The sequence below is a fragment of the Kitasatospora sp. NPDC022856 genome, from assembly GCF_055561235.1.
This window is the reverse complement of record NZ_JBVHHE010000008.1, coordinates 16,857-30,526: the sequence shown is the minus strand read 5'-3', so window position 1 is coordinate 30,526 and position 13,670 is coordinate 16,857. Positions and strand designations below refer to the sequence as shown.

Annotated in this window: 9 protein-coding genes; all 9 read right to left on the bottom strand. The window is 74.6% G+C overall.

The genetic code is table 11. The annotated features are described in order from the left end of the window. Positions 1-40 precede the first annotated feature (40 nt). The gene (locus tag ACZ34W_RS11820) at positions 41-1,252 is read right to left on the bottom strand and encodes a DNA polymerase III subunit delta' (RefSeq protein WP_465603637.1); all 1,212 of its coding nucleotides are present in this window, start codon (positions 1,250-1,252) and stop codon (positions 41-43) included. A gap of 271 nt (positions 1,253-1,523) precedes the next feature. Then, the gene (tmk, locus tag ACZ34W_RS11815; RefSeq protein ID WP_465603384.1) at positions 1,524-4,964 is read right to left on the bottom strand and encodes a dTMP kinase; all 3,441 of its coding nucleotides are present in this window, start codon (positions 4,962-4,964) and stop codon (positions 1,524-1,526) included. A gap of 191 nt (positions 4,965-5,155) precedes the next feature. Next, positions 5,156-8,017, bottom strand: coding sequence for a type I DNA topoisomerase (gene topA, locus ACZ34W_RS11810; protein ID WP_329488493.1), 2,862 nt, complete (start codon positions 8,015-8,017; stop codon positions 5,156-5,158). 335 nt (positions 8,018-8,352) lie between these two features. Next, complete coding sequence (locus tag ACZ34W_RS11805; protein WP_465603382.1) at positions 8,353-8,814, bottom strand: hypothetical protein; 462 nt, start codon at positions 8,812-8,814, stop codon at positions 8,353-8,355. A gap of 429 nt (positions 8,815-9,243) precedes the next feature. Then, positions 9,244-10,776 carry a DUF7059 domain-containing protein gene (locus ACZ34W_RS11800; protein WP_329488495.1) on the bottom strand — a complete coding sequence of 511 codons (1,533 nt, stop codon included), beginning with the start codon at positions 10,774-10,776 and terminating at the stop codon, positions 9,244-9,246. A 190-nt stretch (positions 10,777-10,966) separates the two neighbouring features. Beyond that, positions 10,967-11,689, bottom strand: coding sequence for a hypothetical protein (locus ACZ34W_RS11795; RefSeq protein WP_329488496.1), 723 nt, complete (start codon positions 11,687-11,689; stop codon positions 10,967-10,969). A 235-nt stretch (positions 11,690-11,924) separates the two neighbouring features. Then, positions 11,925-12,293, bottom strand: coding sequence for a cyclophilin-like fold protein (locus ACZ34W_RS11790; RefSeq protein WP_352291048.1), 369 nt, complete (start codon positions 12,291-12,293; stop codon positions 11,925-11,927). A gap of 294 nt (positions 12,294-12,587) precedes the next feature. Continuing rightward, positions 12,588-13,004 carry an ATP-binding protein gene (locus tag ACZ34W_RS11785; RefSeq protein WP_329488498.1) on the bottom strand — a complete coding sequence of 139 codons (417 nt, stop codon included), beginning with the start codon at positions 13,002-13,004 and terminating at the stop codon, positions 12,588-12,590. A 159-nt stretch (positions 13,005-13,163) separates the two neighbouring features. Then, complete coding sequence (gene bldG / locus ACZ34W_RS11780; protein WP_148644090.1) at positions 13,164-13,505, bottom strand: anti-sigma factor antagonist BldG; 342 nt, start codon at positions 13,503-13,505, stop codon at positions 13,164-13,166. Positions 13,506-13,670 lie beyond the last annotated feature (165 nt).

Genomic DNA, 13,670 nt, shown 5'->3' with positions numbered 1-13,670 from the left:
GGTGACGGCCCCGCCCCGGCCGCCATCCGCGTCCGCCGACTCAGCCCGCGCGCAGGGCGACGGTCATCGCCTCGACGGCGAGCAGCGGGTCGACGTTGCGGTCCAGCGCCTGCCGACAGGCGAGCACCGCCTCGATCCGCCGCAGCGTGCCCTCCGGCGGGCCGGCCTGGGCGACGCGGTTCAGGGCCTGCCGCTGGTCCTCGTTGGAGAGCGCGCCGGTGGAGCCCAGCTGGAGGGCGAGCACGTCCCGGTAGAAGCTCAGCAGGTCGAGCAGGGCGACGCCGAGCGTCTCCCGGCGGGTCCGGGTGGCCCGGCTCTTCTGCCGCTTCTCCAGTTCCTTGACCGCGCCGGCCATGCCCCGCGGAGCCTTGCTGCCCTCGGCCGCGCCGTACGCGGCCTTGAGGTCGCCGGTCTCCTTGGCGTCCTGGGTCTCGGCGAGCGCCTCGGCATCGGCCTTCGCCGTGTCGACCAGCCGCTGGGCGGCGGCCAGGCAACCACCGATGTCACCGACCTCCAGCGGGATCCGCAGCACGTCCGTGCGCCGGGTGCGGGCCTGGTCGTCGACGGCCAGCCGACGGGAGCGCTCGATGTCCCCCTGGCCGGCGAGCGCGGCCATCCGGGCCGTCGTGGGGTCGACACCGTCGCGGTTCACCAGCATGTCGGCGACGGCCTCGGCGGCGGGCTGGCGCAGCACCAGCAGTCGGCAGCGCGAGCGGATGGTGGGCAGGACGTCCTGCACGGAGGGCGCGCAGAGCAGCCAGACGGTGCGCGGGGAGGGCTCCTCCACTCCCTTGAGCAGGGCGTTGGCGGCGGCCTCGGTGAGCCGGTGGGCGGCGTCGACCAGGATCACCGACCAGCGGCCGCCGGTCGGGTAGCTGGACGCCCGCAGTACGAGGGCGCGCATGTCGCCGACGCCGATCGACAGGCCGTCGGTGCGCACGTACTTCACGTCCGCGTGGCTGCCCGCGAGCACGGTGTGGCAGCCGTCGCAGAACCCGCAGCCGGGCGTACCGCCGAGCGCGAGATCGGGGCTGGTGCACTGGAGGGCGGCGGCGAAGGCGCGGGCCGCGGTGATCTGGCCGGCTCCGGGGGGGCCGGTGAACAGCCAGGCGTGCGTCATCAGCGAGGCTTTGCCGCCCGGCTCCGGCGCGGCCCCGCGACCGGCGGCGGCCGTCGCCCAGGCCGCCCGGGCCGCGGCGCTCAGCTGCTCGACCACCCGCTCCTGGCCCACCAGGTCGTCCCAGACGGCCACTGCTGCTCCCAAGCTCGGTACGGACTGCGCCGGCGTCCGTCACCCGGGCGGCGGACGGCGCTCCGGGCACGGTTTCCCGGAGTCGAGCATACGTGCCCGGTACGACGGTGGGCGGTGCCGCCGGAGCACCGCCCCGGCCGCACCGCCCACCGTCCTTCAGGCCCCTGCCCCGCCCCGGCCGAGTCGGCCCACCAGGCCGAGTGGGCCATGTGGACCGCGTGGACCGCGTGGACCGCGTGGACCGCGTGGGACCGCGCGGGCCGGGACCGAGTCAGCTCCGGCGCCCCCAGCGCCGGCCCTTGCCCTTGCCGTCGCCCCGGTCGTCCGACCCGCCTTGGGCGTCCGTCCTGCCACGGCTCTCCGGCCAGCCGGGGCCGGCCGGAGGAGCGGCCGCGCCACCGCGCGGGTCCTGCGGCGCCGGGTCGGCGGGGCCGCCCTGCTCCCAGCGGGCCCACTCGTCGCGCGAGCCCAGCAGGGTGTCGGTGAGGCTCGGCAGGTCGTCCATCGGCGTCTCCTCGGCCCAGGAGGGCCGGGGGCGCGGTTCGGCGGCGGGCTGCTCCTCCACCGCCGGGAGCTCGCGGGTGCTGTCGACCGGCGTCTCCCGTCCGGCCGGTCCGGCCGGACGGGTCGGCTCGACCCGCGGCAGCACCTCGGTCCGGTCCGCCGGACGGGTCGGCTCCACCTGCGGCAGCACCTCCGTCCGGTCGGCGTGGTCGCGCCGCCCGGCACCCGACCGGTCGGGGTCCGCCGAAGGGACTCGGGGCAGCACCGCCGTCTCGTCCGCCGGAGCGGTGGGGACGACCGGCAGCTTCGCCGTCGCGTCGGCCTCCGGAGCCCGGGACGCGGAAGCGCCACCGGCCCCCGCGGCGCCGGCCGCCTCGGCCGCCCGGACGGCCGCCCGGCGGTCCCGCTCGGAGATCTCCTGGGTCGCGTCCTCGGGCTCCGGCACGATCCGCAGCTCGGTGGTCACGTCGTCGGCCGGCGGAGCGGGCCGGTCCGCCCGGTCCGCCGCGCTCTCGGCGGCGGCAGCGGCCGCGGCGAGCGCGGCGGCCTGCGCCAGCCGGGCCTCCTCGGCCCGCTGCAGCGCCTCCTCCGCGCGCCGGCGCTGCTCCTCGCGCTGCAGCTCACGCTGCCGCTGGAGCTCCGCCTGGGCGGCCGCCTCCTCGGCGAGCCGCCGGCGCTCGGCGGCCTCGGCGGCGAGCCGGGCCTCCTCGGCCGCACGCTGCCTGGCCTCCTCCTCGGCCCGCTGGCGGGCTTCCTCCTCCGCCTTGCGCCGGGCCTCCTCGGCCGCCTTGCGCGCCGCCTCGGCGGCGACCCGCTCGGCCTCCTCCTTGGCCAGCCGCTCCTTCTCCGCCTGTTCGGCGCGGAGCTGCTCCAGCAGCTCCAACCGCTTGCGCTCCGCCTCCGCCTCGGCCGCGCGCCGGCGGGCCTCCTCGGCGGCGCGGCGCTCGGCCTCCTCGCGGGCCAGCCGCTCCTGCTCGACCCGGGCGGCCTTCTCCTGCTCGGAGAGCGGCAGCTCGCGGTCGAGCCGGTGGCGGATCGCGGTGGTGACGAAGCCGGGCTGCTGGCTGCCGTCCACGACCAGGTACCGGGCCGGGTCGGCGGCGGCCAGCGAGAGGAAGCCGGACCGGACCCGCTGGTGGAACTCGGTCGGCTCGGACTCCAGCCGGTCCAGCGCCTCGGTGAACCGCTCCCGGGCCCTGGTCGGGTCGACGTCGAGGACGACGGTCAGGTCGGGCACCAGCCCGCCGGTCGCCCAGCGCGAGATCCGGGCCACCTCGGTGGCGGCCAGGTCGCGCCCGGCGCCCTGGTAGGCGATCGAGGAGTCCATGTAGCGGTCGGTGATGACCACCGCGCCGCGGGCCAGCGCCGGGCGGATGACGTTCTCGACGTGCTCGGCCCGGTCGGCGGCGTAGATCAGCGCCTCGGCGCGGTGCGACAGACCGGTGTTGCCGACGTCCAGGACGAGGCCGCGCAGCCGCTGCCCGACCGGGCTGCCGCCGGGCTCACGGGTGAGCACCACCTCGTGGCCCTTGCCCCGGATCCACTCGGCGAGCGCCTGGGCCTGGGTGGACTTGCCGGCGCCGTCGCCGCCCTCCAGGGCGATGAAGAAGCCGGTACCGGTGGTGCGGTGCGGGGCCGGACCGGCGGCGCCGCGCACGGCGTCGACGAGGTCCCGGCCGAACGGGGCGGTGCCCCGCCGGTCGTCGGTCTTGAGCAGCACGACGGCCGCGAGCACCAGCGTCAGCACCCCGGCGGTGGCCACCGCGAGGGCCGCGCCGCCGTGGATGAAGGTGAACGAGCCGGGCTCGACCGTGCCGTACTCGACCTCGCCGTAGGCCGCGGCGATCAGCGGGACGACGATCAGCGCGCCGCCCACCACGGCCCGCAGCACCGCGTACAGGTGCTCGTCGACCTTCGGGAGCCGCGCCTCCTCGACCTCCTGGGCGAGCAGCGAGCGCCCGGCCGAGACGACGATCCCGGCGGCCAGGCCGGCCAGCACGGTCAGCAGCAGCACCAGGACGAAGTCCAGCACCAGGCCGGCCAGGATCAGCGCGACGCCCTCGGTCAGCAGCGCCAGTGCGAGCAGCCGGCGGCGGGAGAGCGCGGGCAGGGTGGCCCGGGTGAGCCGGGAGCCGAGCGCCGGGGTGCCGACGGCGGCGAGCACCAGCAGGCCGTAGCCGATCGGCCCGGCCCGGTGCTCGGCGGCGGTCAGCAGCGCGAGCGCCGCGACGCCCGCCATCGAGGCGAAGGCGGCGGCGACCGAGAAGGTGAAGTAGGGGGCGGCGCCGGTGCGGCCCTTGCTCAGCGCGGGGCCGGGCGTGGCGTCGGTCGGCGCGCGCAGGCTCCGCAGCGGGGAGTGCGGAGGGGCCACCGTCGGACCGCCGGGCAGCTGCTGGAGGTACGCCCGGACGGCCGAGACCGTGAACAGGGCGGCCGCGCCGAGCGCCGCGAAGGTGGTCTGGTGGACGCGCAGCCAGTCCGAGCCGAGGGCCGCGAAGACGTTGTTGACCAGGGTGAGCGCGACCAGCGCGGCTGCCGCGAGCGGCACGGTGGCCCAGCCGGTGCGGCGGTCCAGCGTCCGCACGCTCTCCAGGTTGGCCGCGGACGGACGCTGCTCCCCGGGGGGCGCGAAGGGGTTGGCCGGCGGCAGCAGGCCGGGTACGGCGGCGCCCTTGGCGATCGCCCAGACCCGCTCGGCCGCACCGGTCACGAAGACGGTGGCGAGCAGTACGTAGGTCGCGGCGGCGGAGGGCCCGGAGTCGGAGCCCAGCCAGACGATCCACCAGGGCGCGACGCCGATCAGCACGGCCCGCAGCGCGTCGGCGCCGAGCAGCGTCCAGCGCCGGTCCAGGCGGCCGCTGAGCAGCCCGTGCACCGGGCCGAGCAGGGCGGCGCCGACCAGCAGGGTGGCGGCCAGCCGGGCCGCGAAGACCGCGGCGACGGCGAAGGCGAGGCTGCGCGGCAGGTCGCCGAACTGCCCGCCGAGGGCGGCCGCGATCACCGTCAGCGCGAGCAGCACCAGCAGCCCGAGCCGGTCGGCGGTGCCGCCGATCAGCTGGGTGGTCCAGAGGCGGCGGTAGGGGCGCAGCCGCAACAGTGCCCGGGCGCGCTCACCGGGGGTTCCGGCGGGCGCGACCTCCGGCAGGTCGGGCGTGCCGGCTCTGGCGGCACCGCCGGTGCCGGGGGTGGGCTGCTCCTCGCTCGTCATACGGTCAGCGTAGCGGTCGGCACCGGTCGGAAAAGAGGGGTGCGGGCTTCCGGATGCCCGTCATTGCAGGGTTGTGACGCGCCGCGCACACGCTCGCCACCCCGCGCCGGAGGTGCTCGCGCACCGGTCGCCCACAGACCTCGGGCCCGCGCCTCCGAAGAGGGCGCGGGCCCGGTGCCGCTGGTGGAGGGTCAGCCCTCGTCGACGGCGGCGGTCTTGCTCGCGGCGGCCTTCTTGGTCGCCGTCTTCTTCGCGGCGGCCTTGGTCGTCGTCTTCTTGGCCGTGGTCTTGGCCGCGGCCGTCTTGGTGGTGGTGGTCTTCTTGGCGGCGGTCTTCTTGGCCGCCGCCTTCTTCGCCGGGGCCTTCTTGGCCGTCTTCTTCACCGGCCCGCGGGCCCGCTTCTCCGCCAGCAGCTCGTAGCCGCGTTCGGGAGTGATGGTCTCGACCTCGTCGTCCTTGCGCAGCGTCGCGTTGGTTTCGCCGTCGGTGACGTACGGGCCGAACCGGCCGTCCTTGACCACCACCGGACGCTCGCTGACCGGGTCGGTGCCCAGCTCCTTGAGCGGCGGCGCGGCCGCGGCCCGGCCGCGCTGCTTGGGCTGGGCGTAGATGGCCAGGGCCTCCTCCAGGGTGACCGTGAACATCTGCTCCTCGCTGGTGAGCGAGCGGGAGTCGGTGCCGCGCTTGAGGTACGGCCCGTAGCGGCCGTTCTGCGCGGTGATCTCCACGCCCTCCTGGTCGAGACCGACCACGCGCGGCAGGGACAGCAGCTTCAGCGCGTCGTCGAGCGTGACGGTGTCCAGCGACATCGACTGGAGCAGCGACGCGGTCCGCGGCTTCACGGCGTTCTTGCCGGTCTTCGGCGTGCCCTCGGGCAGGATCTCGGTCACGTAGGGGCCGTACCGGCCGTCCTTGGCGACCAGCTGGTTGCCGCTGACCGGGTCCTGGCCGAGCTCGAAGTCGCCGCTGGGCTTGGCCAGCAGCTCCTCGGCCAGCTCGACGGTGAGCTCGTCCGGCGGCAGCTCGTCCGGGATGTCGGCGCGCCGGCCGGGCTCGCCCTCCACGGTGGAGGCGCGCTCGACGTACGGGCCGTAACGGCCGACCCGCAGGGTGAGGTCGTCGCTGATCCGGAACGAGCTGATCTCCCGGGCGTCGATCGCGCCGAGGTCGGTGACCAGTTCCTTCAGACCGCCCAGGTGGTCGCCGTCGCCGTTGCCGGCCTCGGCGGCGCCGCCGGTGGCGTGGCCCTCGCCCTCACCGAAGTAGAAGCGCTTCAGCCACGGCACGGACTGCGCCTCGCCCGCGGCGATGCGGTCGAGGTCGTCCTCCATCCGCGCGGTGAAGTCGTAGTCGACCAGCCGGCCGAAGTGCTTCTCCAGCAGGTTGACCACGGCGAAGGAGAGGAACGACGGCACCAGCGCCGTCCCCTTCTTGAAGACGTAGCGGCGCCCGATGATGGTGTCGATGATCGAGGCGTAGGTGGACGGGCGGCCGATCTCCCGGTCCTCCAGCTCCTTGACCAGCGAGGCCTCGGTGTAGCGGGCCGGCGGCTTGGTGGCGTGGCCCTCCGGGGTGAGCTGCTCGGCGGACAGCGGGTCGCCCTCGGTCACCTGCGGCAGCCGGCGCTCGCGGTCGTCCAGCTCGGCGTTCGGGTCGTCGGCGCCCTCGACGTAGGCCTTGAGGAAGCCGTGGAAGGTGATGATCTTGCCCGAGGCGGAGAACTCGGCGTCCCGGCCGTCCGCGGAACGGCCGCCGACCTTCACGGTCACCGACTGACCGACCGCGTCCTTCATCTGGGAGGCGACGGTGCGCATCCAGATCAGCTCGTAGAGCCGGAAGTCGTCGCCGCTCAGGCCGGTCTCGGCCGGGGTGCGGAAGCGGTCGCCGGAGGGGCGGACGGCCTCGTGCGCCTCCTGGGCGTTCTTGACCTTGCTGGCGTACGTGCGCGGCGCGTCCGGCAGGTAGTCGGCCCCGTAGAGCTGGGTGACCTGCGCCCGGGCGGCCGAGATCGCGGTCTCCGACAGCGTGGTGGAGTCGGTACGCATATAGGTGATGAAGCCGTTCTCGTACAGCTTCTGGGCCACCTGCATGGTCCGCTTGGCACCGAAGCCCAGCTTGCGGCTGGCCTCCTGCTGGAGCGTGGTGGTGCGGAACGGCGCGTACGGCGAGCGGCGGTACGGCTTGGACTCGACGCTGCGGACACCGAACGAGGTCTGCTCCAGGGCGGCGGCCAGCGCGCGGGCGGCCTGCTCGTCCAGGTGCAGGGTGTTGACGCTGCCGGCCTTCAGCCGGCCGTCCGAACCGAAGTCGCGGCCGCTGGCGATCCGCTTGCCGTCGACGGCCGAGAGCCGGGCGCCGAAGGTCTCCGGGTTGGCGGCGTCGGCCGGGGTGCGGCCGGTGCCGAAGGTGGCGACCAGGTCCCAGTAGGAGGCGCTGCGGAAGGCGATCCGCTCGCGCTCCCGCTCGACCACCAGGCGGGTCGCGACGGACTGGACGCGGCCGGCCGACAGCTTCGGCATGACCTTCTTCCAGAGCACCGGCGAGACCTCGAAGCCGTAGAGGCGGTCGAGGATGCGGCGGGTCTCCTGGGCGTCGACCAGGCGCTGGTTCAGCTCGCGCGGGTTGGCCACCGCCTCCTGGATCGCGGTCTTGGTGATCTCGTGGAACACCATCCGGTGCACCGGCACCTTGGGCTTCAGGACCTGCTGGAGGTGCCACGCGATGGCCTCGCCCTCGCGGTCCTCATCGGTGGCGAGGAAGAGTTCGTCGGACTCGGCCAGCAGCGACTTCAACTTGCTGACCTGGGACTTCTTGTCCGCGTTCACCACGTAGATGGGCGCGAAGTCGTGGTCGACATCGACGCCGAGGCGGCGCACCTCGCCGGTGTACTTGTCCGGGACCTCGGCCGCTGTGCTGGGCAGGTCCCGGATGTGCCCGACGCTCGCCTCGACGATGTAGCCGGGGCCAAGGTAGCCCTTGATCGTCTTCGCCTTGGCCGGCGACTCGACAATGACGAGTCGCTGTCCGTGCGCGGTCTCGCTGCTCGGGGACACCTTCGCTCTTCTCTCCCGGTCGTTACGTGAGCTGGTCGGCGCCGGCAGCACAGGCTGCGCTCCGCCCGACCCCTCCACCGTCCCGGGGGCGCCGCTGCACGACGACCCCACCAGCGGAGTGTGACCGTACCCCGGCCACCCTTGTCAAACGGAAGGATCCTGCTTTTTCACCGGCAAGGCCGACCGACGCCACTCGAACGGTAACCCGATGATGGAGGATCGCGCCCCGTCGAGGGGGGCTTCGGCGGGTTTCGAAGGATGGAATGACGGATTTCAAAATCTGTCAACGGAAAATCGACACCTCGCGGCGGGCGGAGCGGGCGGTGGGACGGGGCTCAGCCCCTGAGGCCGGCGGCGATCAGTGCCGCCCCCGCGGCCACGCAGCCGGTGCCGAGCGAGGTCCAGAGCAGATCGGCCACCGCCGCCCGGCCGGTTTCCGCCGCCGCCAGGACCGCGCGGCTCGGCCGCCGAGGATCGTAGGAGATACGGACGGACGCCCCGGGCGCGAAGCGGGCCGGCCGGCGCAGCGGGGTGTGGCCGCGCGGGCGGGTGATCACCAGCTCGGCGCATCGTCCCGGGCCGGAGGCGCCCCTCACGGCCGGCGCGGAAAAGGAGAGCAACGGTGCGCTGTCCAGCTCACCGTGGGCGTCGGCCTCGGCGACCACCGTGGCCACCGCCGGCACGCCACGGCGTCGCACCAGGTGGCGAAGGCGCACTTCGGACGCGCACCAGAGCAGCAGTGCGCCGCCGAAGAGCGCGAGCACCGCGCCGCCCGCCGTGGCCGTCGTCGTGTCCACCTCTTGCCCCCAGCTCTGTCCACAGCCTGTGGACAGAGCTTCACAGTCCGGGGCCAACGCGGGACAGCCGTTCGGCGACCGGCGGGCGAACCAGGAGGCACCGGGAGATGAACCGGCAGGGGCTCGAGCCGGCCCGTTCGGACCGAATCGGGTCGTGCCGGACCGAGCCGTGGCGGGCCGTCGGACCGCGCCGGGCCGTGCCGGGTCACGGCAGGCCGTTTCGAGCCACGGCAGGTCGCGGCGGGGCCGCCTTCGGGCTTCGACGCGAGCCGAACGAACGAGGGCACCGGCGGGTGGCGGACGGACACCGGGTGTCGGCCGCGGGTGGGCGGCCGACCGGGCGCCGGGGGGCGGCGGACCCGCAGGGCGGCCGGCCTGCGGGGCAGCGGGGCAGCAGGGCAGCAGGCCCGCGGGGCAGCTCCGGGGCCGTTACTCGACCGGTCGGATGAACCCCTGCTCGGTGAGGAGCCGCAACGACTCCGGCACCCGGTCCCGCAGGACCACCCGGTCCTCGCCGAGCAGCTGCGCGATGGCGTCCACGATCTCGCCGGCCGACAGCGTCCCGTCGCAGACCCCGGCGAACCCGGCTCCCACCGTGTCCACCTTGGTGGCCCGCCGCATGCCGCGGTTGTGGCGCAGGATCACGTGCTCCGGGTCCTCCGCCCCGGGTGCGCCGACCTGCTCCTGGACCACCTCGTCGGCCAGCACGTACCGGGCCGCGAGCAGCCCCGCGTCGTCGTGCGTGCGCAGGTAGTCCTGCCGGTCGAACCACTCCTCGATGTGCGGGCCGAGCGGCTGCTCGACCGGGTGCGGCCACTCCTCCACCCGGACGGTCGGCCGCTCGGCGCCGCTCGCCCGCAGCGTGATCCAGCCGAAGCCGATGCCCTCGACCCGGCCCGCCTCGAAGGCATCCAGCCACTCGCCGTACCGGGCCTGGTAGTCACCGCCGGCGCCGCGGTGGTCACCGCCGTCGCGCAGCCACAACTCGGCGTACTGGGCGACGTCCTGGACCTCCCGCTGGACGACCCAGGCGTCCAGGCCGGTGCCCGCCACCCAGCCGGCCAGCCGGTCGTGCCAGTCCTCGCCCTTGACGTGCTGCCAGTTCGCGAGCAACTGGCAGTAGCCGCCCGGCTCCAGGTGCGCGGCGGCGGAGCGGACCAGGCTGCGGCAGAGGTCGTCGCCGGCCATGCCGCCGTCGCGGTAGGTGAAGCGGCCGGTGGGCGAGATCACGAACGGCGGGTTGGAGACGATCAGGTCGAACTTCCGCTCCCCGACCGGCTCGAAGAGGCTGCCGGCGGCGGCGTCGGTGTTGTCGAAGCCGGAGAGCGCGAGCGTCAGCTCGGTGAACCTCAGCGCCCGCGGATTGAGGTCGGTGGCGGTGACCCGCTGCGCGTGCCGGGCGGCGTGCAGGGCCTGCACCCCGGAGCCCGAGCCGAGGTCCAGGGCGGCCCGGACCGGGCGGCGCACCGTGATGTTGGCCAGCGTCGTGGAGGCGCCCCCCACCCCGAGCACCAGGTCCTTGCGGGCCACGCCGTGCGCGGTCTCGCCGGAGCCGATCCCGCCCGCGCCGCCGACCGCGCAGCCCAGGTCGGAGACCACCCAGGCGTCCGAACTGGGCAGACCGGAGACCTCGTTGGCATACGGGCGGACGTCCACGGTGGCGCGCACCTGGTCCCCGTCCGCGCGCAGCCAGCCGTCGGTCAGACAGTCCTCGACCGGCAGCGCGGCGGCGGCCGCCTGGTACGGCACGGGCTGCTGCAGCAGGAACAGCCGCACCAGCGTCTCCAGCGGGCTGCCGCCACGGGTGGCGCGCAGCGCCGGGACGGCCTCGCTGCGCGCCAGCGCCGCGTAGCCGGTGGGCCCGAGCAGGTCGAGGCAGCCGTCGGCGGTGTACGCGGCGGCGAGCAGCGCCTCACGGAACTTGGGGAGGCGGGTCGGGTCGAGAACGGGGCTACTGATCACCCCGCCATTGTCCCCCCGGCCGCCGGGCCCGCTTCCCCGCCGGGCCCGCTTCCCCGCCGGGGCCGCTTCCCCGCCCGGGCCGCCCGTGCCGGGGCCGGGCCGCCGACCCGCCCGCGCCGAGCACGGCCGGGCGGGACCGGCTCCGGACGGGGACGAGGCTCCGGACGGGGTCGGCTCCGGACCGGTCGGGTCAGCTCGCCGAGGGCGCGGGGCTGGACGCGGCGGGGGCGGGCGGGGCCGAGGTCGCGGCCGGGTCCGTCGCGGCCTGGCTGCCCGCCGGGCTCGCGCCGTCGGTCGCGCCGGGCGCGGGGGTGCCGGTGCTGCCGCCGGCCGTCGGCGTCCCGCTCGCTCCGGCGGTCGGCGCCGCGGCGGCCGAGCCCGGCTTGCAGCCCTCCTGCTTGGCCATCGCGGCACCCAGGTCGCCGCGCTGCAGCTTGGCCTGTGCCTGGGTGGAGAGCGAGGCCAGCTTCTGCACCTGGTCGGCGACGCTGCGCAGCCCGTCGGCGAACTTCGCCTGTTCGTCGTTCGGCAGCGCGTCCAGCTTCTTCTGGACGTCGAGGTACAGGTCGGCCGCCTTGTTGAGCTCCGAGACGGTGTCCTTCTGGAGGTTCCCGCCCTCGTCGACCTTGGGCGCACCGGCGGAGTCGATGGCGGCGGCGATCTCCTGGTTGGTCTTGGCCAGCCGCCCGATGTCGGCGGAGAGGCGCTTCTGCAGATCGGCCGGGGCCTCACCGGTCTTCACCTGGCCGGTGTCCGCCAGAGCGGTCTGCGCCTGGGCGATCGGGTCCTTGGCCGCGCCGCAGACGTTCGCCGCCCAGGACTCCAGCTGCTTGCTGTTGTCGTCGCCGCAGCCGACGGCGCCGAACGCCAGCAGCGCGCCGAGCGCGGGTACGGCCAGCAGTCGCTTGTTCACCGGGAGAAGCCCTTTCGGTTTCGGTCGTCGAACTGCGAACCTACACGGCCGCCACCCGGCCCCCGGTTCCCGCCCGTACCGGCTCCGATCGGTCTCCCCGGCCTGGATCGGTCGCTCCCCTCCTTCGGACGGCTTTCCCCGGCCTCGGGGGCCCTCACGGCGAGAGGCGTACCGGGCCCGGGCGCACCGGCCCCGGGATATGGACTCAGGCCGACCGAACCCAGGCGGACCTGGTTCAGGCCCGCTCGACCCTGACCGGGTCGTTCGGGCGGACGGTGCGCAGCACTTCGGGATCCCCGTCCAGGGAGCCGAGGATGTTGCAGGGGCTGGCCAGCCGGCACTCGCCGTCCCGGGAGATCGGCGTCGGCCCGAAGGGCAGCGCGAGGCTGTCACCGTCCGTCCAGAACGCCACGGTGCCCGGCTCGACGACCTGCCGGGCGTCGTCCTCCCTGGGCACGCTGACCGGCGTCCCGAAGTACACCTCCTCGCCCCAGGTACTGGCCGACGAGCTGATCGGCAACGCACCCCAGAGCGCCTGGGCGGTGGGGGTGGCCGTGAGCGTGGCGAGCGCCTGACCGGCGGGCCACAGGATGCGAATCCGCATGGGTTCCCTCTTCTACGACCTTCTACGACAGACCCGATCACCGATCGGGGCCGGTCGTGCCGAGAGCAGGGAACCGCTGGATTCAACAGTTTGTCAATGCGCTCCCGTCAGGTGGACTCCCCGGCTGCGGCCGTGGCGTGGCGCGAGGGACGTGTGCGGCAACCGGTCGGCCGTCACGACGGCGACGCGGCCACAACAGCGCGCGAGCGACCACGACAGCGGCCACCGCCGTAGTCGGCGGGCAGCAGGAACCGGCCGGACGGGAGGGCCCGGTCGGCCGTCGGCAGTCGCCGGTCAGAGTGCCATCGCGTCGACCGAGACCGGCCAGCTCATCCGGATCAGGCCACCGCTCGCTCCGCTGGTGACCTCCAGCTCCTCCACCAGTCCGGTGATCACGGCGAGACCCAGGGTGTCCTCGTCCGGATCGCCTTCGGCAGCACCAGGGGCCGGCACGGTGGCGGGGCCCGCCTCGTCCTCGACCTCGATGAGGAAACGCTTCTCCTGGTCCGTGAGAGCGACCCTGACCGCACCGGTGATGCCACCGCGCTGGTGCAGGCCGACCGCACGGGAGCACGCCTCGCCCACGGCGAGCCGGACCTCGTCGAGCACCGACTCGTCGACCCCGGCTCGTCTTGCCACAGCCGCGGCGACCAGCCGGGCCGTACGGACATGCTCGGGAAGCGCACTGAATCGAAGTTCGACGGTTGCCATCTCTCCCCCTCGGGGTGTCCGGCCGAGGCCGGGCATGCGGGCCCCTGCGAACCGGTCCCACCGGCTCCGGGGCGGGCCCGGACGGGCCGGGGCCACACGGGGCCCCGGCACGCCGGACACGTGGATCGGACGGGTCGACACGAGGCCGGCCCGGCCTGGTCAGTCGGTCGAGTTGACCGCGTCGTCCACCGAGGTGTGGATCGGGAAGACCTTGGTCAGGCCGGTGATACGGAAGATCTTCAGAATGCGCTCCTGGTTGCACACCAGGCGCAGCGAGCCCTCATGGGCCCGCACTCGCTTCAGACCGCCCACCAGCACGCCCAGACCGGTCGAGTCGAGGAAGTCCACGCCCTCCATGTCGACGACGAGGTGGTAGTTGCCGTCGTTGACGAGCTCGACCAACTGCTCACGCAGCTTCGGGGCGGTGTACACATCGATCTCGCCGCCAACCTCGACGACCGTGCGATCGCCGACTGTACGGGTCGACAGGGACAGGTCCACGGAACCTCCAGCACCTTGCCTTGCTACGTCATTGCGATCTTCGGCCGGACGGCCGTCACCGCATGGTCGCGTACCCCGGACGCGCCCAATCACGCGTGGCGAGCCTCAGCGCTGCGACCCCCGGCCGTACGGCCGTCACGGCCACATTCAACCACCTGCGACCAT